Here is a 21160-nt window from a genome sequence, read left to right on the forward strand (position 1 = left end):
TTGATTAAGATATAGACTAAATCCCAACATTTTTTAACCTTCTTAGCATAAGAATTGATGAAATTATAGCAATAAATAAGCTAGCAATAGAAGATATTCCAGTTTTTGGATTGTTTTTTTCTTTTATTATCCTACTTATCACTTCCTTATAGCCACTATTTTCTACATTTTTTGTACTTATCTTATCAGCTATATTTAATGATTTATCATCTTCATCAGGCAACTGATCATTTTTTTCATGGTTTTTAGCTTTTCTATTCATTTCCTCAAATTTAGCTAGATAATTAAAATAAGAATCTTTTAAGGCTAAATAATCATTGTAATCAGCTATATTATTATAAGCTTCTACATTTTCTATCAAATATAGCTTCTTATCCATCATCTCTTTGGCTAAGTCTAGAATCAATTTTGGGTCATTCTTATCTAATGATTTATAAATTAGACTGCTTATAGCACCATAGCCAGCAGACATTGACCTATCAGAGTAAAATCTATTAGGATTTTTTTCCTTATCAATTAAGGGCGAATTCTTTTTATTTGTCAATAATATTATTACCATATTCTCGATAGGATCTATAAGACTCAATGTACCAGTCCAACCAGTATGACCGTATGTTTTATTTGATGCTAGGTTAGAAAATGCCCAAGCATATCTTCCCTCTCCCATCTTTCTCCATCCTAGACCATAAGAAGGATTGTTTTTATTTTCTGTTAAAAATAAATCTTGAGTTTTCTTATCCCAAAAAGTTAAGTCTTTATATTTACCATTATTTTGCATTATATTTGCTAATATGGCTAATTCTTTAGAATTAGAAAATAATCCTGCATGACCACTTATACCATCCATTGCATAGTAGGCTTTTTCGTCATGAACTTCTCCCCAAATAGTGTGCTTTCTTATATTTTTAAAATCTATAACACCATCTCTTGTATTTCCATGTAGCTCAGTAGCTGCAGTATCTGTTTTCTTAAAACCATTTTTTAAAGGATTAAATAAAGTATGTCTTAAACCTAGGGCTTTAGCAAAGTTTTGATCAAAATATTCATCCAATCTTTGTCCTGATACTTTCTCTACTATTGCTCCTAGCAACATATAATCTACATCCGAGTATACATTTTTTTCTCCAGGATGATATTGTAGGGGGGTTTTTAAAATCATCTCTAAGGTTTTATCCCTATCTTGACTAAAAAGATCGTTTTTTCCATTTTTAATACCATCATCTTTATCATAATTATTGTTATGATATTGTGGGTCAGCCGGAAAACCTCCTTGATGCATCAATAAATCTTTAATTGTTAATTCATTCTTTCCTTTTATAGGATCATTTTCATTATCTTTAAACTCTGGAAAATATTTTGATATTTTATCATTAATGTCTATTTTATTTTCATAAACTAATTTTTGAAGTGAGTAATTTGTTACATACATTTTTGTGTTACTTGCTAGGTCAAATAATGTATCTGAATTTACTTTTATCTTATTCTCATCTTTTAGTCTCTTATTGTCTTCATCATAGTTATTTATATAGCCAAAGTTATGAGAATAAATTTCCTTATTATCCTTTATAACTGTAATTTGGCCACCAGCAAAACCTTTTTTAACTTCATTATCAAGTAAATCTTCCAAATACCCTAAAGTATTTTCATCTAGATTTCCATCATTGTCACTTTTACTTTCATTCTTAGAAGATTTAATCTCAACCTTTGTATCTTCCTCTGCATCAAATACATCGATAGTGTTTTTCCCATCTTTTATAGAATTATCTGACTTATTGTACTCTTTACCATTCACATATACTTTTGCATCTGACTCATTTACTGTAATTTCTGCTTTACCTTCCTTATCACTATAAAACTTATAAGAAGTATTAGTTAATATTGAATCATCATAATCTTTATCATCCTTTGACTCTATCACTGTTTCTTCTTGATTTTCTTTTAGCGTATCATCAGCTAGGGAATTTGTTGGTATTAACAATAAGGCTAAAGCTAATAATATAAGCTTTTTCATTTATACCTCCTTTGATGGCACATTAATATAGGAATTATATAAGTTAAACTTTTAATCTTATTAAATATTCTAAAATATATTAGACTATTGTTTGAAAAGCTTTTCATTTTCTATATTATAAAACACTTGAAAATTTATTTCAAGTGTTTTTGTTTATTTTTGAAATAATTATTTAAGTTTATCAGTTAAGTCCTTACTTATCTTAAGGCTCTCATTTACATTTTCGTAATTTTTAGCTATATAGGTGAAAAATAGAATATCTGTAATTATAAAAGATGAGAATCTTGAGGCAATTGCCCCATATCTTATTTCTTTTTCACTTGATGGAATTTTTAGAATTATGTCTGATAGGTCTTTTAGTTTTGATTTTTCAGACTTTGTTATGGCTATAACCCTAGCATTATTCTCTTTTGCAAATTTCATTGCTTCTAATACTTCTTTTGTTTTAGCATTATAGGAGATTGCTATAAGGATATCACCCTTTTTTATATGGCTTATGGCTGAAAGATTTGTGTGAGCATCTTTTTCATAAAAAACATTTGCACCTGCCCTAAGGAGTTTATAGTAGAAATCTTCACATATAAGTCCAGATCCTGCAACTCCACAAAGGTAAATCCTACTTGCCATATTGATTAAATTTCCTGCCTTTTCTATATTTTTTTCATCTATTATAGCATAGGTTTTTTCTAATGTCTTTTGGATATTTGCTCTAGATTTATCTATTATTTCACTGATCTTATCATCCTTTTTTATTTCATCTTCTATATATTCATTCTTGCTTTCAAAAGATTTTGCTATCGAAACTTTCATATCTACAAAGGACTTATAGCCTATTTTTTTGACAAATCGTGTTACCGCAGACTGAGAAGTTTTTGTATTTTTAGCAAGGTCTATGGATGATTCGTTTATTATCTTATCTTTATTTTTAAGTATATAGTCTGCTATAAGTTTATCTTTTTGAGTGAAATTTTCTTTTTTATCTTTTATTCTTATTAAATATTCCATATATTCCTCATTTTATTAATAAAAAAGACCCCTAGAAGGGGTCTTATCTACTCATCTTTTTTGGAGTCATCTTCACTTGAACCAAGTTCTATTGGCTTATTATCTTCTTCATTTTTTTCTTCTACAATTTTTTCTTCGTCTTTTGTGCTTATTTCATCACTTGAATTTTCATTTGTAGACTCTTTTTCTTCAATTTCTTCTTTTACTTTGACTTCTACAGGTTTTTTATTTAGAATTTCCATAAATTGTTCGCCTGTTATAGTCTCTTCTTTAAGAAGGAAGTCTGATATTTCGTGAAGTTTGTCTAGGTTATCTTTTAAGATTTCTATAGCTCTCATGTGGGCTTGAGATATGATGTGGATTACTTTCTCATCAATTTTATCTCCAGTACCACTAGATACTATAAGTGAGTGTTCTCCACCTAGGTATCTTCCAGTTGTTCTTTCAAGTTGGACAAAATCAAAATCATCGTCCATACCATATTGGGTTACCATGGCTCTTGCAATTTGGGTAGCTCTTTCTATATCATTGCTTGCCCCAGTAGTTTTAGTATTAAAGATAAGTTCTTCTGCACTTCTACCACCTGCAAAGGTAACTATTTCATCAAATAGTTCTTTTTTGGTCATTATATATTTCTCATCACGATCAACACTCATGGTATAACCTAAGGCCCCTGATGTTCTTGGAACTATGGTTATCTTGGTTACTGGTTTCTTTTGGGTTTGAATAGCTGTAACTAAGGCATGTCCTACTTCATGGTAGGCTATAATCTTCTTTTGGTCATCACTTATTACAGCATTTTTCTTTTGTGCACCTGCTATTACAGTTTCTATACTTTCTTCAAGGTCAACTTGTGTAAGTTTTTTCCTACCTTCTCTTACAGCTCTAAGCGCACCTTCATTTACTATATTTGCAAGGTCTGCACCAGAAGTTCCTGCCGTTCTTCTTGCAATTTCTTCATAGTCTATGTCATCTTCTCTTTTAACATTTTTTGCATGAACTATTAAGATGTCCTTTCTACCATTTAAATCTGGTAGCTCAACTCTTACTTGTCTATCAAATCTTCCAGGTCTTGTAAGAGCTGGGTCAAGGATTTCAGGCCTATTTGTTGCAGATAAAAGTACTACTCCCTCAGCTGCATCAAATCCATCCATTTCGTTTAGAAGTTGGTTAAGGGTTTGTTCACGTTCATCATTTCCACTAAAACCTGATGTATCCCTTCTCTTACCTATGGCATCTATCTCATCTATAAAGACGATACATGGAGCCTTTTCCTTAGCTTGTTTAAAAAGATCTCTTACCTTACTTGCTCCCATACCTACAAACATCTCAACGAATTCTGAGCCTGAAATTGAGAAAAATGGTACATTAGCCTCACCTGCTACAGCTTTTGCTAAAAGTGTCTTACCTGTTCCTGGAGGACCTACTAAAAGCACGCCTTTTGGAAGAACTGCCCCTATATCCCTATATTTTTGTGGTTCATGTAAGAAATCTACGACTTCATTAAGGCTATCTTTTGCCTCTTCTTGGCCTGCTACATCTTTGAAAGTTTTTCCCGTCTTATTTTCCATGTAGACTTTAGCATTTGACTTACCAAAGTTCATGAAGTCTCCGCCACCTCGGCCTCCCATAGTCTTTGATAGAGACCTGTTAGCCATATAGAAAATTAAAAGCAAGAATATAAGAGGCAAAATAGATGTTATAAACAGGGTGAGCCATGGACTCATTTTTGTTTCTATCTCTTTCGTAAATGTTAGGTTCTTATTATTCTTAGCCTTATCAAGTAATCTTTCTGTAAGGTTAGTATCTGGCCATAAACCTGTGGTGAAAGTTTTTTTGTCACCATCAACCATAGCTGTGAAGGTATAGTTATAATCATCTTTGGTAACTTCTCTTACTTGGTCATTGTCTATCATTTGGACAAATTGGTTGTAAGTTACCTCCTTTGGCTTCTCTCCCATTGTAATAGGATTAAGCATGTATCTTATTACTAGAAAGGCAACTATGGCTATAATCCAATAGTAGACCAATGGCCTATTGCCTTTTTTATTTGATAGCATCTATAAACCACTCCTTATAATATAATCATCTAGTAAGCTATCTAAAGATTCTAATTCATTAATGATTGTCTTTAAGTTAGTGTTGATATTTGACTCATCAACCTCTGGTTTTATTTTATCAAAATACTCACTTACCTTATCAGCTGCATCAACACCTTTTTGGGTAAGCTTAACATTTACAACTCTTTCATCTTCATCTGATCTATTTCTATCAACAAATCCTTGCTTTTCAAGTTTCTTGCAAATATTTGATATATTTCCACCATTTACACCTATACTTTTTCCAAGATTACCTATTGATACTGAATCTTCAGATGCAGATAAGGTCATAATCATCTTAAGTTGTAGGGTTGTTACTCCTAGATCTGTTGCTGTTTCTTGTAATAGTAAATCTATCTTGTGTGATATTTCTCTAATCATAGAGAATATAGAATTATTAAATTCAAAAAAATCAATGTGTCTGTCTGTCATATAAACCTCCATAAATTATAGACCTATATTTAATATAGGAGATAAGTATTCTCCACTATTATTTTACATATATTGTAATAAATTTCAAGTATTTAGAAAGAATATTTTTAATACATACTTTAATTGTGAATTAATTATGTTCTTTGATAAAAAACACCTATTATTATCTTTAAAAAAAACTAATGGGGTTGTTGCTTAATGAATTAATCTTTATCATATAATTACAAATCCCTCCACAACAATTTTACTCTATAGTATAAAGCTTTGTTTTTAAGATTCTAGAAGTAACTTGCAATTATATAAAGATATAAATTCGTAATTTTACAACACCCCACTAATAGTTTCACTGTCATTTTGTTTCACGTGAAACATTTCTTATATATGAGCTTGCATTAAGTCCTGCTACTTGACCTTCACCGCAGGCTTTGTTTATTTGGTAAGGCTTACCTGTTATGTCACCACAGGCAAAAAGCCCCCTTATATTTGTCTTCATATCTTTATCCACCAAGATATGTTTTTCATCCATTTTTACAGATGGTACTAAGTTTTTAGGCTTAGATGATGATTTTATTATAAAAAATCCATCAGCCCTGATTTTACTACCATCACTAAGCTCAAGACTTTCAGCCTTTATTAGGCCATCAAATTTTAAAGGCCTTTCATCTACAATATTTATATTAGATGAAAGTTTTATATTTTTTTTGTACATATTTATAAAGGTCGTATTTTTAGCTACTTTATTTATAAATTCTACTTCTTCTATTGACTCTTCATTGTAGCCTATAACTACAACATCACGCCCCTTATATAAAGAAGCATCACAGGTTGCACAATAAGATATACCCTTTGCAAAAAACTTATCTTCACCTTCTATAACTTTACCCATGTCTATACCTGTAGCTATAATGCAGGCTTTTGATTTTAGCATTTCATCTCCAAAATCTACTGCAAAGTAGTCTCCCATAGCGTAAACCGCCTTAATTTTTTTATCTTTTATATCTATATCATAGTATTTAATTTGCTCTAGGAATCTTTGATATAGGTCATCTCCCTTTATATCCTTAAATCCTAGGTAATTTTTTATGGATGGACTTTTTGAAAGAGCTTTGGAATCTTTCCCAATGACTAAAACCTTGTTTTTTCTAATTGCAGCATTAAGGGCTGCAGATAATCCTGCAGGCCCTTTACCTACTACTATTAAATCATAATCCATATTATTTAAGTTTTTCTACTTCTTCAAGTATAACTTCTTTAGCTTGGAAGCCTACTAGGGTGTTTTTTAATGTACCCTTTTTGAAAAGCATCATTGATGGGACTGCATTTACATTATATCTTCCAGCAAGTTCTGGACTTCGGTCTACATCTACTGAATATATATCAAAGTCTACTTCAGATTCTAATTCTTCGAGTATTGGTTTTTGCATCTTGCATGGTCCACACCATGTAGCTGAAAAATCTACTAAGACTATTCCTTCATTTTCTAGTACATGAGTATCAAACTCTTGAGTATTTAATTCTTTCATTTTTATCCTCCATTAATAAAGTTATTATACTTCTATTATTTTTGATCAACAAGACCACGAACATCACTTACAGGTAGTGAAAAAAGTATACCATTTGAATCTTGATTAAGCTCTAAGCTATCATAAAGAGCTGATTTAATTTTTTCCGCTATATCTTTTTTTATAAGCATTATTACTATATCTTTTTCTGGTTCTATAACCATATTTAAAAATACTGACTTTTTTTGGATACCTGAACCCCTTCCGTGAACAACAGTCGCCCCCCTTGCTCCATGTTTTTGGGATATATCTATAACCCTATCGGCATTGGACTTATCCACTATTACATATAAAGCCTCATATTCCATATTTATTTCTCCTTTTTTATCTATTGGTGTTGTAAACATGATAGATGTGTTTTTCTTGTCAAATTTATCTGATAATTTATCCAGCAAGTCTTTTACTAAAGAGTCATTTACTAAGGCTGATACTATTTCTTTTCTTTCTTTATTAATTCCAAGGACTTCTAATATGTGATCATTAGCAGAACCCTCTGCTAAAAGACAACTTATATATTTTGCTCCATAAGCTTGAAGCTGTTGCATAAATTTAGATCCTTTAGATCTATTTGTAATTATTCTTAAATATTTCATTATCCCTCTATGACCTCCTTATAAAAAGATCCCATTATCATTATAGTTATAACTGGCATAAGTGCAACAAAAGCTATAACTCCAAATCCATCTGCAACATTTCCTGCAACCCCTTGGCAAAATGCGAGAATAAAGGTTGCAGTCATTGGCCCTGATGCAACTCCACCTGAGTCAAAGGCAATACCTACAAAAAGTTGTGGTACATTTCTTGAAAGTATTAGGGCAAGTAAGAATCCCGGTCCTATTAGCATCCAAAGCTTAAATCCGTCTATTTTGATTCTTATCATTGCAAGCATCACTGCAAAGGCAACTCCTATTGATAAAGCCTTCATTATAGATGACCTATGGATTGAACCAGCAGTTACATCTTCTACTTGCTCTGATAATACAAATACTGCAGGTTCTGCTAAAACAACTAAAAGTCCTAGAACAAAGCCTATTAGTGGAACAAATTTAAAGTCAGCATAAGCCTCTCCCATAACTCTTGCAAGTTCCATAAAACCTCCTTCTACTGAGGCTAAAAACATTATAAGACCAATATAGGTGTATCCAAGTCCAAGCATTATATCTTTTTTATTTTTTAGTTTAAATACTAGCTTATCCATTATAAGAAATACTATAGTTATAGGTAATATTGCAAAGCTTGCTGACTTAAATCCACTTAAAATTGCTGAAGTATGGGCTACTTCTTCTATTACAACTGCTGATGGGTCTATAGACATTGTCATCAAAAGTCCTGCAAGTATTGGTCCTGTTGATGCTATTCCTACAAGTCCAAAGGAGTTTTCCTCACCCTTACTCTCTCCTTTAAGTTTACTTACTCCAAGACCTAAAGCTATTATAAAAGGAGTTGTCATAGCTCCTGTAGTTGCACCAGATGCATCAAAGGCTATAGCATGACTTAAATCACTTGATATAAACATAAGAATAAAGATTGCTCCATATATACACATCATAAGACTAGATAGCTTAATTTCCTTAAATATCCTATAAAGTCCTATTGATATCATCACTCCTACACCTACTGATATTATAGAAACTATTAACATTGATTCAAGTCCTATAGCACTGCTTACTTGCTTTGCTAAAATTAATAGGTCTGGTTCTGCAATTGATATTACAAAGCCTATAAATACGCCAAATATTATAACCTTTAATATATTTTCACTTTTTGCTATAAAATCTCCCATAAAAGATCCTATTTTTGATATTGATAAATCTACCCCAGTTAAGAATATAGATAAACCTACTATTACACCTAAACAACCTATAAGGAAGTTTGCGATTAATTTACTATCTACTGGTCTAAATATATTCAATACTAACACAAGAATGGCTATGGGACCTACTGCTTTTGCATTTTGTTTTAATTCTTCTCTAAATATAGTCATCACCCCTTTAAAATGATTATTGTTTAATTTTTATATTATTAATAGCTTATTTTTTATATAATAAAAGAGGCAATCATTAGACTGTCTCTTTATTTTAACTTATTAACTTTAGTCTCTAACTTGGTTAGCAGTTAGGATTGCAAGTTTATAAACATCTTCTTCGTTACATCCTCTTGAAAGGTCATTTACTGGTTTATTAAGTCCTTGAAGTATTGGACCAAGAGCTTCATAATTTCCTAATCTTTGTCCTATCTTATAACCAATATTTGCAGATTGTAGATCTGGGAATATAAATACTTTAGCTCTTCCAGCTACATCTGAGTTAGGGATTTTCTTTCTTGCTACTTGTGGTGAGATTGCAGCATCAAATTGCATTTCCCCATCAACTTTAAGGTCTGGGTCCATTTCCTTAGCAAGTTTTGTAGCTTCTTCTACTCTTCTTGCCAATTCGTGTTTAGCAGAACCTTTTGTTGAGAAAGATAGCATTGCTACTATTGGTTCTATACCAAATTCAACTGCTGTTTTAGCAGCTTCTACTGCAACTTCAGCAAGTTCATTTGATTGAAGAGTGATATTAATAGCTGTATCTGCAAATAATAATTTTTCACCATTTGGTCCAAGCATAATCATTACACCACTTACCCTATTTACACCTTTTTTTGTTTTTATAAGTTGAAGAGCAGGTCTTACAGTATCTCCTGTTGGGTGAGCAGCACCTGAAACCATACCATCAGCCTTACCTGTTTCTATAAGCATAGTTCCGAAGTAGTTATTGTCTTTTTTAAGCAAGTAGTCACCATCTTCTCTGGTGTTTTTACCATTTCTTAATTCTACATATCTATCTACTAATTCATCGAGTAAATCAGAGTGTCTAGGATCAATTATTTCTATATTTCCTAAGTCCACACCTTCTTCGTTTGCAACTTTTTTAATAGATTCAGGATCTCCAAGTAGTATAGGTTTAATAAGACCATCATTGTTGTGTCTTATCGCTGCCCTTAAAACTCTTGAATCATCACCTTCTGGAAAAACTATAGTACGATTTTTCCCTCTAATATTATCAGTTGCAAGCTCCATTACTCCATCATTTGCCATAATAGCCTCCTAATTAAAATCGATATTAATACTATTATTATACCCTAAGTGAAAATATTTTCTTCTATAGTTTTGCCTTTTCTAGACATTCATTCTCTCTTTCAGAAAGTTCTATCTCACTTTCTCCATTTATTATCTCTTTAAGATAGGTATTTGAACCTTCTTGGGAATAGAGATTGGTTAGAATTATTCCATTGTGGTAAGAGTCTAGAAGAGTTAAAGAAAATGAGTTTTTCCCTCTTTGGTTTTCAAAGGCATCAAAATGAACAACTGCCATCTTATTTACAGCTCCCATAGATGAGTTTTTAGTATCTGCTGATCTTTGGTCAAGAGATCTTATCTCCTTATTTGACTTATCTATTTGTTTGTTTAATTCTAAGATTAATTCTTCTAGGTTTAGATCTGGATTATTTCCCCTAAGAAGATGATCGTATCTTCTTTTTTGCCTTCTTAGCTTATCGTTGTTTGACTTTATCATAGTAAATTCAACTATAACTATTATAAATAAAATTATTATTGCCATTATTTGTCCCATAACTTAATCCTCTTTCTGATAATATCCATATTCTTTTCATATAGCTTATCACAATATTTAGTAATTGATTTGTAGTCGGTTTTTTTAAAATTGCTATCTTTATCAAAGTATTTTTCATTCATAATAACATTTACAAAAGATGAATGTATACATTCCTTTACCAATCTAAGTCCTATCTCCCCATCACTTATAGTTGAAAATTTCCCATTTTCAAGTAGAAAATCACAATCTTGAAGGACTATTATCATAAGTTCGATTGTTCTTTTTGGTGCAATATTTGCATCATTGATAAGCTTATCAATATTATCCATTTCATTATTTTTAAAAGCTTTTAAAAGGACATTTACCCTATCTACATCTTCTTGCATCAAATCCTTTAGCTCTTGTGAATAAGCTATGAATTTCTTAAAGATTTTTTTCCCCTTTTTATTCAAATTCTCATCTTTATAGTCCTTTTTTGCCATCATCAATATTAAATTTATTCCAAGATTTCCACTAAGACTTGCTAGGGCTCCTCCTCCAGGATAGGCTGTAGGCTTTCTTGTATTATCTATTAATTCACCTAGCTTAAAATCAATCAACTTCTTCTCTGCCATTTTTTATACTCCAATAAAGTCTTTCAATATCTTCTATAGAAAAGCAGTCTATAGACACTTTGTAGGTATTATTTTGCTTTTTAATCTCAACCTTTGAGTCTAAGAGGTTTATAAATTTTTCCTCAAAGTCTTCAAAAAGTATCTTATCTAGCTTATCTTCTTTTATGTCTAAATTTTCTTTTCTTTTATTTTTATTCTTTTTTTCTACATTTCTAATATTTGTTTTTTTATTTTTAAAATCATCAAGGCTTTTACTTCTTTCATTCTTATCTTTTATAGAAAGAAGTGTCCTTGCCTGAGATGAAGTTATATTTCCCTCTTCTAATTCCTTTTTACTATTTTCATCAAGTTTTAAAAGCCTTAGGGTATTTGCTATATAAGATCTTGATTTTCCGACAGTTTTTCCTATCTCGTCTTGTTTTAGTCCATAATTTTTAATAAGTTCATTATAGGCATTAGCCTCTTCAAGAGCTGTAAGGTCCTCTCTTTGAACATTTTCTACTATAGAAAGTATATCTATATCTTTATTATCTACATTTTTTATAATAGCATCTATTTCTGTATGACCTAGAAGCTTACTTGCCCTAAATCTTCTCTCCCCTGCTATAATTTCATATTTATTGCCATTTTTTCTTAAAACTATTGGATTTAAAAGACCATATTGTTCTATAGACTGGCTTAGACCCTCAAGAGCTTTTGTATCAAAACTTTTTCTAGGTTGGTCTTCTCTTCTGATGATTTTTTCCATAGGAATTTTAACTACAGTCTTATTTTTCTTATTATTTTCTGGTATAAGCGAGCCAAGACCCCTACCCAATGTTTTTCTCGTCATTTCTTATCACCTGATTTTTTTCCTCATCTTTTTGAAGTTTTTTATCTTTCTCATCTTTTCTTAATTCTTGATTATAATCTTTACTTTCTTCACTTATCTTTTCCTTAGTCTTTTTCTTGAAATTTTCCTTTTCTTTGGATTCCTTTTTTATATTTTCTATAAGCTCACTTGCCAGATTAAGATAGGCTCTTGCTCCCTTTGATTTCTCATCATAAACAATTACTGACTTCCCATAAGAAGGTGCTTCGGCAAGTTTTATATTTCTAGGAATCATAGTCTTAAAGACCTTGGACTTAAAATATGATTTTACTTCTTCTACAACCTCATATGAAAGCTTACACCTTCCATCAAACATACATAAAAGAACCCCTTCAATTTCAAGATCTTCTTTTACAGAACTTTTTATAGACTTATAGGTATTCATAAGCTCACTTACCCCTTCTAGGGCATAATATTCTGTTTGAATTGGTATTATTATGGAATCACTTGCTACAAGAGCATTTAAAGATAAAAGTCCAAGAGATGGTGGGCAGTCTATAATTATAAGATCAAAATCATCTCCTATTCCTTTTATAATAGAACTAAGCATAGTGAGTCTTTCTCTCTCATCTAAAGAAACCAATTCCACTTCAAGACCAGAAAGGGCATTTTCACTTGGAATAAGATAAGCACCATCTTCTGTTTTTACTATGTAATTTTCAAATGAATCTTCTTCATAAAACATCTTGTATATAGACTTCTCTACCTTAGATTTATCAAGACCCAAACCTGTTGTAGTATTTGCCTGAGGGTCAAAATCTATTACCAGAATCTTTTTTCCTAATTTTGAAAGGGCAGTGGCAAGATTTACCACTGTAGTAGTCTTTCCTACACCACCCTTTTGATTAAATATCGAAATTGTCTTCATACATACCTCTCATTATTAATATGGAAAGGTCCATGGCCCTATTTTTAGTCCAACGCCTAGCCTTATTCCTACTTGCAGAGAACTTAAATTCTCTAACAAACTTTTTATCCTTATATTTTACACCTATAAAAGCTTCTCCTTTGTGAGCATAGCCTGTAGTTATTATACATAATGCTGATTTTGTCCTATCATACAGACCATCGAGCATCTCATATGCACATTCCTTGCTGACTGCAGAATATTTTCTTAATGTTTCATATGAAACATTCAAGATTTTTTCTTTAGTCCTATCAGAGTAGGTCACATAGGACTCTTCTATTACATCACTTGCACCAGCTATATCTATAATAGATGACGCCACCATTCCTCCTGTAATAGACTCAGCACAAGATACTTTCTCTTTTCTCTCTTTTAATAAATCTATAAGGGTTTCTTCTTTTCTCTTTCCATCATCTGACAATAATAGTGGACCAAAAACTTCCCTTACTTCCTTTTCCTTTTCATCAAGTAAGATAAGAGCTTTATCATCACTTTCTGCCTTTGCACTTATTCTTAAAAATCCTCCCTCATCATCAAAATAAGGACTTATGGTTGGATTTGTAGAATGAAGATCTATCCTACTTGCCATATCCCATTCTCCCAAAAGTGCAATTCTTAAAGTCTTTGACTTAATAACCGCTTCTTTTTTTATATATTTAAGTAATTTATTTTCAAACATATATTTCATCTCTTGAGGTGGCCCCGGCATAAGAACTATTTTGCTCTTATTATCACAATCAATAATACAACCTGGTGCTGTACCTATATCATTTGGAAGAATAATAGCATCTTTAGGAAATTTTGCCTGCTTTATATTCACACTAAGGGCCCTTTCATTTGACTTAAAATATGAGTCAAGTTTCTTTTTACTTTCCTCATCTATAACTACCTTATCTTCCTTACCACTTGCCCTGATCGCTACTTCTTTACTTATATCATCTTCAGTAGGTCCCAGCCCTCCTGTAATAAAAATATAATCAACTTTACCAATAGCATTTTTAAGTTCTTTTAATAACCTGTCAAAATTATCTCCAACAGTTACCATCTTGTATAAATCTATTCCAAACTCACTTAATCTTTGTGCTATATACTTTGAATTAGTATCGGTAATATTTCCAAGTAATATTTCTGTTCCAACTGAAAAAATTTGTGCTTTCATAAAACCTCTTTTCTCTTTAAATAGTATAACAATATCAAGATAAGTTTTCAATATTAAATGTTTCACACGAAACATTTCTTACATATCAGCAGTAATTCTTTTTTATTATACTCTCTTAGATTATTTTTTATATCCTAAAAATCACTTCAATTAATTTAATTCTTCAAATTAATTATTACGTACTTGTTATTATAATTAATTATGATACAAATAATAATGTATAATCTTATTTATTATAATTTACTACTTAAGCAAGAGCCCCTTAGTTTGTCTCAACATTAGGCGAAGAATAAAAGTAAATATAATATTATTAATAATACAACAAAACAATGAGATTTTATTAAAGTTATAGTAATTTACCTTAATAAAAACAATATCTAAACTTTCCAATTAAATGAAGTGACTTATTACTAATTATCTTAATTAAACACATAAAAAATAAAAAAGACCTTAAAACAAAATATGTTCTAAAGCCTTATGATTAAAATCAAAAAATAATCTTAAGATATTAATGAATATCAAAGAGGATTCTTCTTTGGCAAGTTTTTTGCCCTCGGATATTTTATTTTTGTTGACCTTACTTTTTTTATTAGTATATTTTTTCTTGTGTTTCCATTAAGGTCTATTGTGTCTATATTTATTAACTCTCCTCCTAAGATTTTAAGAGCATTTTCGGCTTCATTTAATTCTTCTTCTGCCTTAGGACCTTTCATTGCTATAAAAATTCCCCCTACTTTTAGAAATGGTAAGGCATATTCCAAAAGTGTTGATAGTTTTGCTACTGCCCTTGATACTACCATATCAAACTTTTCCCTATTATTTTTAGCATAATCTTCTGCTCTTGTATGAATAGCTCTCGTATTTTTTAAACCTAATTCCTCTATTACCTCATTCATAAAGCCTACTTTTTTATTTACTGAATCTATGAGGGTTAAGTCAAATTCTTTTTTTATCCTAAGAGGAATCCCTGGAAATCCTGCTCCTGAACCTATATCTAGAACTTTCATTCCCTTATTTATATATTTCTCAATGGTTAAGGAGTCGTCAAAGTGCTTTACTTTAATCTGGCTAGAATCAACTATGGTGGTTAGGTTGAATTTCTTATTTGTCTCTATTAGCATTTCTTCATATTTTTTAAACTTATACATCTAAATCACCTGCCTTTAGTCTTATTAGTAAAACATTTATATCAGCAGGACTTACTCCAGATATTCTTGAGGCTTGTCCTATGGAATCTGGTCTTATATCATTAAGTTTTTCTGATGATTCTTTCTTTAGTCCTTTTATAGTAAAATAGTCTATATTTTGTGGGAGTTTTTTATTTTCAAGTTTTTTAAACTTGTCTATATCAGCCATTTGTTTTTTAATGTAGCCTTGATATTTGATCTCTGTTTGAACTTGAATTTGTTGAAATTTTGGAAGCTCTGGTCTATCAGGGTCAAGTACTTTGACAAGCTCATAAGTAAGCTCTGGTCTTTTTATAAGATCGAATAAGCTATATCCTGTTTTAAGTGGACTTGTTCCAATAGATTCTAACATTTCATTATTCTTCTTGTTTGGACTTATCATAACCCCTTTTAGCCTATTGATTTCTTTTTCTATATTTTCTCTTTTTCTTAGCATTTTCTCAAAACGTTCATCTGATACAAGTCCTATCTTATATCCAATTTCTGTTAGTCTAAAGTCTGCATTATCTTGTCTCATAGTAAGTCTATATTCACATCTTGATGTCATCATCCTATAAGGTTCATTAGTTCCTTTTGTTACAAGATCATCTATTAAAACTCCTATATAAGCATCCGACCTATCGAGTATAAGTGGATCTTCTCCTTTAATTTTAAGGCTTGCATTAATTCCTGCTATTAGACCCTGACCTGCTGCTTCTTCATAACCTGATGAACCATTAATTTGTCCTGCAAAAAATAAGTTTTCTACCTTTTTTGACTCAAGACTTCTCTTTAAATCTGTTGAATCAAGGCAGTCATATTCTATACCATAGGCTGGCCTCATAATCCTTGCATTTTCCATTCCCCTTATAGTTTTATAGAATTCTCTTTGCACTTCTTGAGGAAGAGTTGATGATACACCTTGGATATAGACCTCATCTGTTGATAGGCTTTCTGGTTCTATAAAAACTTGGTGGATATTCCTATCTGGAAATCTTACCATTTTATCTTCAATAGATGGGCAATATCTAGGACCAACTCCTTTTACTAATCCCCCATACATAGGTGATTTATGAAGGTTTGCCATGATTATTTCTTTAGTTTCATTTGTTGTATAAGTTAGGTAACAATTTTCCTGTTTTTTATCTGAAAAGTCTTTATCTTCATTCATAAAGGAGAAGGCTACTACATTTTCGTCTCCTTTTTGAACTTCTGTTTGTGATAAGTCTATTGTCTTAATATCAACCCTTGCAGGTGTTCCCGTCTTGAAACGTCTAAGATTGAAACCTAACTCTTCTAGACTATCTGATAAAAATGTAGCTGCTGAAAGTCCATGAGGACCTGATGTTTTTTGATAATCTCCCATAAGAATTTTTCCATTAAGATAGGTTCCTGTGCAAACTACAACAGCTTTAGTAGGAAAAATTGCCCCTTGTACTGTTTCTACACTTTTAACCTTTCCATCTTCTATGTTAATCTTATCAACTTCTTGTTCAAATAAGTCAAGATTTTCTTGCCTTTCAAGAGTTTTTTTCATCTCTTGGTGGTATTTTATCTTATCAGCTTGAACCCTTAAAGAATGAACTGCGGGACCTTTTGAGGTATTTAGCATCCTTGATTGTATAAAGGTCTTATCTATGTTTAATGCCATCTCACCACCTAAAGCATCTATCTCTCTTACAATATGTCCTTTTCCAGTTCCTCCTATATTTGGATTACATGGCATATCTGCTACAGACTCCATACTTGTTGTCAAAACCAAGGTTTTAAAACCAAGTCTTGCACTTGCAAGAGAAGCTTCACAACCTGCATGACCTGCCCCTATTACTACTACATCATAGGATTGGTCTATATATTTTTTCATCTTATTTTCCAACACAAAACTCCCTAAATACTTTATCCATTATCTCATCTGAAACAGTTTCTCCAATTATAAGACCCAAGTCATCATATGCACTTCTTAAATCAACCTCTACACAATCGATAGGAACTTGGGACTTTATATCCTTAAGGGCATTTTCTATCTTTTCTTTTGCTAAATTTAATAATCTTTCATGGCGTAGGTTTGTAATAATCAATGATTCTTTATTTAAGTCCTTAGTATCAAATATTTCAAAGATAGCCTCTTCAAGCTTATCTATCCCATCCCTGCTTATCATAGAAGTTTCAATAACCTTAAAATTGTTACCTAAGTCTTCTTTTTTAATCTTTAAATCTAAATCTAATTTATTTAAAATAATGATAGCATTTTTATTCTCTATAATATCAAGTATAATCTTATCCTCTTGATCAAAGTCTCTAGACCTATCAAATATTGCTATAACTAAATCTGCATCTTCTGCAAGCTCCCTTGACCTTTCAACTCCTATTTTTTCAACCTTATCTTCAGTTTCTCTAATTCCAGCCGTATCATTTATCTTTAAGGTCAGATTTCCTAAATTTATATACTCAGTTATAGAATCTCTTGTAGTTCCAGGTATATCTGTAACTATTGCTCTATTTTCATTCAATAGGACATTTAATAGAGATGACTTGCCTACATTAGGTTTTCCTATTATTGTTGTCTCTATTCCATCTTTTATGAGCTTGCCCTTATTAGCTGTTGATAAAAGCTTTTTAATTTCATCATTAGCCCTTTCTACATAAGATATTATATCATCTAAGGGAAGATCTTGCCCATCTTCTGTAAAATTAATGGAATACTCAATCCTTGATAAGGCCTCCAACTGGATGTCCCTTATATCTTCTATTTTTTCTCTTAATAATCCTGATAATTGCTTTAATCCTTGTTTTTGAGATAATTCATTAGTTGAATTTATAATATCAAGAACTGCCTCAGCTTGAGATAAATCTATCCTTCCATTTAAAAAAGCTCTTTTAGTAAACTCACCAGGTTCTGCTAAATCACACCCCTCATCTAGTAAAAGATTTAATATATCTTTTACAGAAATCATAGATCCATGACAATTTATCTCACAAATATCCTCTCTAGTATAAGTATTTGGTCCTTTCATGAAGTTTACCATAACTTCATCATATACTCGGCCATCTTTTTCTATATGACCATAACGCATCATTCTATTGTCCTTAATCCTATCAAGTTCCCTCTTATTAAATGGCTTAAAGATCCTTTTTATAATGTCAAAAGAACTACCGCCACTCATACGAACTATAGATATACCACCACTACCTTGTGGTGTTGAAATTGCTGCTATTGTAGATTCACTCATAATTCTTCCTTTCTATAACGATTGTTTACCTTTGACATAAACATCTCTTATTATACTATAGTATTATACATTAATTATTTCCATTAAAAAAGATGTTTCACGTGAAACATCTTTTAACTAGTCAATTTTGTAATCAACTACAACATATCTTCTTGGTTCTTCTCCTTCAGAGTGGGAATCCAACTTATCATATTTTCCTATTTGCTCATGAGCAAGTCTTCTTTCATATGAATTCATATATTTTAGATTCCAAGGCTTTCTAGTTTTCAAAACCTTCTTACAAGCTTTATCAGCCAAGTCAATAATTTTTTCATCTCGTCTTTTTTTGTAGTTATTTATATCAATATTAAGCTTTAGATTATTCTCCCTAGTATTTATTATCTTTCTTATAATAGTTTCTATACTTTCAAGAGTCTTTCCTGATCTTCCTATAACAATTCCAGTATCTTTAGGGTCAATTTTTGCATCAAGCTTAATAATATTATCTTCAAGATTTCCTATGACTTTTATATCTTCAAAATGCATATTATAAAGAATTTTCTCAAGTAGATCTTTCGCCTTATAGTAAAGCTCTACATCAGTATTTAACTCATCTTCTTCAACAATATTTGCTTCATCTAATCTTTCATCTTGATTAGATTTTTTATCTATGCTTTTTTCTTCTAAAACTTTTTCATCTTCTTTAGAACTTTCCTCATTTGTAATTTCTCTTGATAAGGCTGTTACATCAAAGTTTTCTCTAAGAGATTTTTTGCTATCTTCTTCAATTTCTTTCATAAGATCATCGATACCTTCATCTAAATCTTGATCATAGGAAATCTTTACAACAGCATCCTTTTGACCAATAAGACCCAAAAATCCACTAGACTCTTCTTCGATTATTTCGATAGATACCTCATCTCTAGTCTTATTTATCTCTTTTAAAGCTTCATTTATAGCTTCATCTTTAGTTTTTGCTGTTCTTATTATTGATCTTTTCATTTTCTACCTCTTCATCTCTTTTTCTAAGTCCTATTAAGTATTGGCCACCTAAAATTACAAGCCTTGCTATAGAACTTGTTGTCCAATAAAGTGGAAGACCTGCTGGAAGGCCCCTAAATATAAAATAATACATAATTGGCATTACCATAAGCATTGTATTCATAGAACCCATTCCTGGAGCTTGGGCATTGGTTGCAGGTGATGTTTTCATAGTAAAAAGTTGAACTAAAAGCTGACTTATACTTGTTAGAAGTGGAAGCCCATAAAATAGTGGATCCGCTTTAGATAGGCTTGGAACCCATAAAAAGTCGTTTCTTATTGCATGAAGTCCCCCATCAAATACAAACTTGTCAGGATTTTGTATAACCCTATAGAGGGATAAAAGTATTAAAAGCTGGAAAATCATAACTAAACATGAGGAAAGTCCTGGTCCTACTCCCTCTTGCTTGTAAAACTCTTGCATCTTTTGTTGCATAATTTGAGGATCATAAGAGTATTTTTTCTTAATCTCTTCGATTTTGGGTTGCATTTCTGATGATTTCGCAGCTTGTTTTTGCTGATTCATAGTCATTGGTATGGTTATAAGTGATACCAATGCTGTCATAATTATAATTGATATGGCATAAAAGCTCATACTCTCTGGTTCTGTAAAGTTATTTACCAAAGTTTCATAGATTAATTTCATCAAACTACCAAGTAGTTGTGCTATAAAATTTAACATTTTTTTCTCCAATCTCTGAATTGAATTATAAATCAATTGCTAGGCCGGATCGTACCCTCCCTTAGAAAAAGGATTACACCTTAGAATTCTCCAACAAGCCTTAACTAAGGCTTTTAAAAAATTGTACTTCTTAAAACAGTCAATAGCATATTGGCTACAAGTAGGATAATATTTACATTTACCCGAGCCTAAGAATGGAGAAATAAACAATTGATAAAATCTAATTATTTTTAAAAAAAGCTTATTTAACATAATTTATTTTCTTTTCCTTAAAGGCCTTATTTAATACGTGACCTAAAGAAGATTTAAGCTTATCATAAGTAAAATCTGTGGTATGTTTTTTTGGTATAATAATTATATCAACGTTGTTTATATATCTATAATTATTGTAAACAATAGACCTAAGTCTTCTTTTTAACTTATTTCTTTGGTGGGCCTTGCCTACCTTTTTAGAAATAGAAAAACCAATTCTTGGTCTATTTACTCCGTTATTTTTGACTAAAACTGTAAAATCCCTATTATAATAGTGCTTGGATTTCTTATAAACTCTTTTAAAATCTTCGTTCTTTCTTAAAGTAAATTGTTTTTCCATAGGAATTAATGTCCCTTATCCACAATATAAAAAAGCCGCAGCTTTTTTATTATGCAGATAATTTCTTTCTACCCTTTTTTCTTCTGGATTTTAATACTCTTCTTCCAGCGGGAGTTGACATTCTTTTTCTAAAGCCATGGTCTTTTTTTCTTTTTCTTCTATTTGGTTGATAAGTTCTCTTCATATTATCACCTCCTATTATTTTACGCTGTCT

At 31.1% G+C, this 21160-nt stretch carries 22 protein-coding genes; all 22 read right to left on the reverse strand.

The annotated features are described in order from the left end of the window. Positions 1-16 precede the first annotated feature (16 nt). Positions 17-2011 (reverse strand): penicillin binding protein PBP4B, encoded by a 1995-nt coding sequence (pbp4b, locus tag SOR60_RS02290; protein ID WP_320595113.1) that lies wholly within the window; start codon positions 2009-2011, stop codon positions 17-19. A 168-nt stretch (positions 2012-2179) separates the two neighbouring features. Then, a complete protein-coding gene (locus SOR60_RS02295) occupies positions 2180-3016 on the reverse strand; it encodes a MurR/RpiR family transcriptional regulator (RefSeq protein WP_320595114.1) in 837 nt (278 codons plus the stop codon). Positions 3017-3063: 47 nt separating this feature from the next. Then, positions 3064-5076 (reverse strand): ATP-dependent zinc metalloprotease FtsH, encoded by a 2013-nt coding sequence (gene ftsH / locus SOR60_RS02300; RefSeq protein ID WP_154539825.1) that lies wholly within the window; start codon positions 5074-5076, stop codon positions 3064-3066. Beyond that, the gene (locus SOR60_RS02305; RefSeq protein ID WP_154539827.1) at positions 5077-5547 is read right to left on the reverse strand and encodes a MarR family winged helix-turn-helix transcriptional regulator; all 471 of its coding nucleotides are present in this window, start codon (positions 5545-5547) and stop codon (positions 5077-5079) included. Positions 5548-5896: 349 nt separating this feature from the next. After that, positions 5897-6760 carry an NAD(P)/FAD-dependent oxidoreductase gene (locus SOR60_RS02310; RefSeq protein WP_154539829.1) on the reverse strand — a complete coding sequence of 288 codons (864 nt, stop codon included), beginning with the start codon at positions 6758-6760 and terminating at the stop codon, positions 5897-5899. A gap of 1 nt (position 6761) precedes the next feature. Then, positions 6762-7070: a thioredoxin gene (gene trxA, locus SOR60_RS02315; RefSeq protein ID WP_154539831.1), complete on the reverse strand. Its 309-nt coding sequence runs from the start codon at positions 7068-7070 to the stop codon at positions 6762-6764. A gap of 35 nt (positions 7071-7105) precedes the next feature. After that, on the reverse strand, positions 7106-7702 hold the full coding sequence (locus tag SOR60_RS02320) for a P-II family nitrogen regulator (RefSeq protein WP_320595115.1): 597 nt from the start codon (positions 7700-7702) through the stop codon (positions 7106-7108). Then, a complete protein-coding gene (locus SOR60_RS02325; RefSeq protein ID WP_320595116.1) occupies positions 7702-9093 on the reverse strand; it encodes a DUF1538 domain-containing protein in 1392 nt (463 codons plus the stop codon). The genes SOR60_RS02320 and SOR60_RS02325 overlap by 1 nt, the downstream gene beginning before the upstream one ends. Before the next feature lie 108 nt (positions 9094-9201). Then, positions 9202-10188: a phosphate acetyltransferase gene (gene pta / locus SOR60_RS02330; protein ID WP_154539837.1), complete on the reverse strand. Its 987-nt coding sequence runs from the start codon at positions 10186-10188 to the stop codon at positions 9202-9204. 64 nt (positions 10189-10252) lie between these two features. Then, the gene (locus SOR60_RS02335; protein ID WP_154539839.1) at positions 10253-10723 is read right to left on the reverse strand and encodes a DUF4446 family protein; all 471 of its coding nucleotides are present in this window, start codon (positions 10721-10723) and stop codon (positions 10253-10255) included. After that, complete coding sequence (locus SOR60_RS02340; protein WP_154539841.1) at positions 10711-11319, reverse strand: cyclodeaminase/cyclohydrolase family protein; 609 nt, start codon at positions 11317-11319, stop codon at positions 10711-10713. Before SOR60_RS02340 ends, SOR60_RS02335 begins: the two co-directional genes overlap by 13 nt. After that, positions 11297-12151: a ParB/RepB/Spo0J family partition protein gene (locus SOR60_RS02345; protein ID WP_154539843.1), complete on the reverse strand. Its 855-nt coding sequence runs from the start codon at positions 12149-12151 to the stop codon at positions 11297-11299. The genes SOR60_RS02340 and SOR60_RS02345 overlap by 23 nt, the downstream gene beginning before the upstream one ends. Further along, on the reverse strand, positions 12129-13058 hold the full coding sequence (locus SOR60_RS02350; RefSeq protein WP_320595117.1) for a ParA family protein: 930 nt from the start codon (positions 13056-13058) through the stop codon (positions 12129-12131). The genes SOR60_RS02345 and SOR60_RS02350 overlap by 23 nt, the downstream gene beginning before the upstream one ends. After that, complete coding sequence (locus tag SOR60_RS02355) at positions 13036-14256, reverse strand: CinA family nicotinamide mononucleotide deamidase-related protein (protein WP_154539847.1); 1221 nt, start codon at positions 14254-14256, stop codon at positions 13036-13038. The genes SOR60_RS02350 and SOR60_RS02355 overlap by 23 nt, the downstream gene beginning before the upstream one ends. A 518-nt stretch (positions 14257-14774) precedes the next feature. Further along, positions 14775-15404 carry a 16S rRNA (guanine(527)-N(7))-methyltransferase RsmG gene (rsmG, locus tag SOR60_RS02360; protein WP_320595118.1) on the reverse strand — a complete coding sequence of 210 codons (630 nt, stop codon included), beginning with the start codon at positions 15402-15404 and terminating at the stop codon, positions 14775-14777. Beyond that, entirely contained in the window at positions 15397-17286 is a 1890-nt protein-coding gene (mnmG, locus tag SOR60_RS02365) for a tRNA uridine-5-carboxymethylaminomethyl(34) synthesis enzyme MnmG (RefSeq protein WP_320595119.1), read from the reverse strand. Before mnmG ends, rsmG begins: the two co-directional genes overlap by 8 nt. 1 nt (position 17287) lies before the next feature. Beyond that, positions 17288-18652, reverse strand: a complete 1365-nt coding sequence (gene mnmE, locus SOR60_RS02370) for a tRNA uridine-5-carboxymethylaminomethyl(34) synthesis GTPase MnmE (RefSeq protein WP_320595120.1) — start codon at positions 18650-18652, stop codon at positions 17288-17290. Between the two features lie 117 nt (positions 18653-18769). Then, positions 18770-19633, reverse strand: coding sequence for an RNA-binding cell elongation regulator Jag/EloR (gene jag, locus SOR60_RS02375; RefSeq protein WP_154539855.1), 864 nt, complete (start codon positions 19631-19633; stop codon positions 18770-18772). Further along, positions 19599-20354, reverse strand: coding sequence for a YidC/Oxa1 family membrane protein insertase (locus SOR60_RS02380; protein ID WP_154539857.1), 756 nt, complete (start codon positions 20352-20354; stop codon positions 19599-19601). The genes jag and SOR60_RS02380 overlap by 35 nt, the downstream gene beginning before the upstream one ends. 39 nt (positions 20355-20393) lie before the next feature. Then, on the reverse strand, positions 20394-20606 hold the full coding sequence (gene yidD / locus SOR60_RS02385) for a membrane protein insertion efficiency factor YidD (protein ID WP_154539859.1): 213 nt from the start codon (positions 20604-20606) through the stop codon (positions 20394-20396). Continuing rightward, positions 20596-20946: a ribonuclease P protein component gene (gene rnpA, locus SOR60_RS02390; protein ID WP_154539861.1), complete on the reverse strand. Its 351-nt coding sequence runs from the start codon at positions 20944-20946 to the stop codon at positions 20596-20598. The genes yidD and rnpA overlap by 11 nt, the downstream gene beginning before the upstream one ends. A 49-nt stretch (positions 20947-20995) precedes the next feature. Next, positions 20996-21130, reverse strand: coding sequence for a 50S ribosomal protein L34 (rpmH, locus tag SOR60_RS02395; protein ID WP_154539863.1), 135 nt, complete (start codon positions 21128-21130; stop codon positions 20996-20998). Positions 21131-21160: the final 30 nt, after the last annotated feature.

The organism is Anaerococcus porci, from assembly GCF_034090325.1.
GTDB classification, from domain to species: domain Bacteria; phylum Bacillota; class Clostridia; order Tissierellales; family Peptoniphilaceae; genus Anaerococcus; species Anaerococcus porci.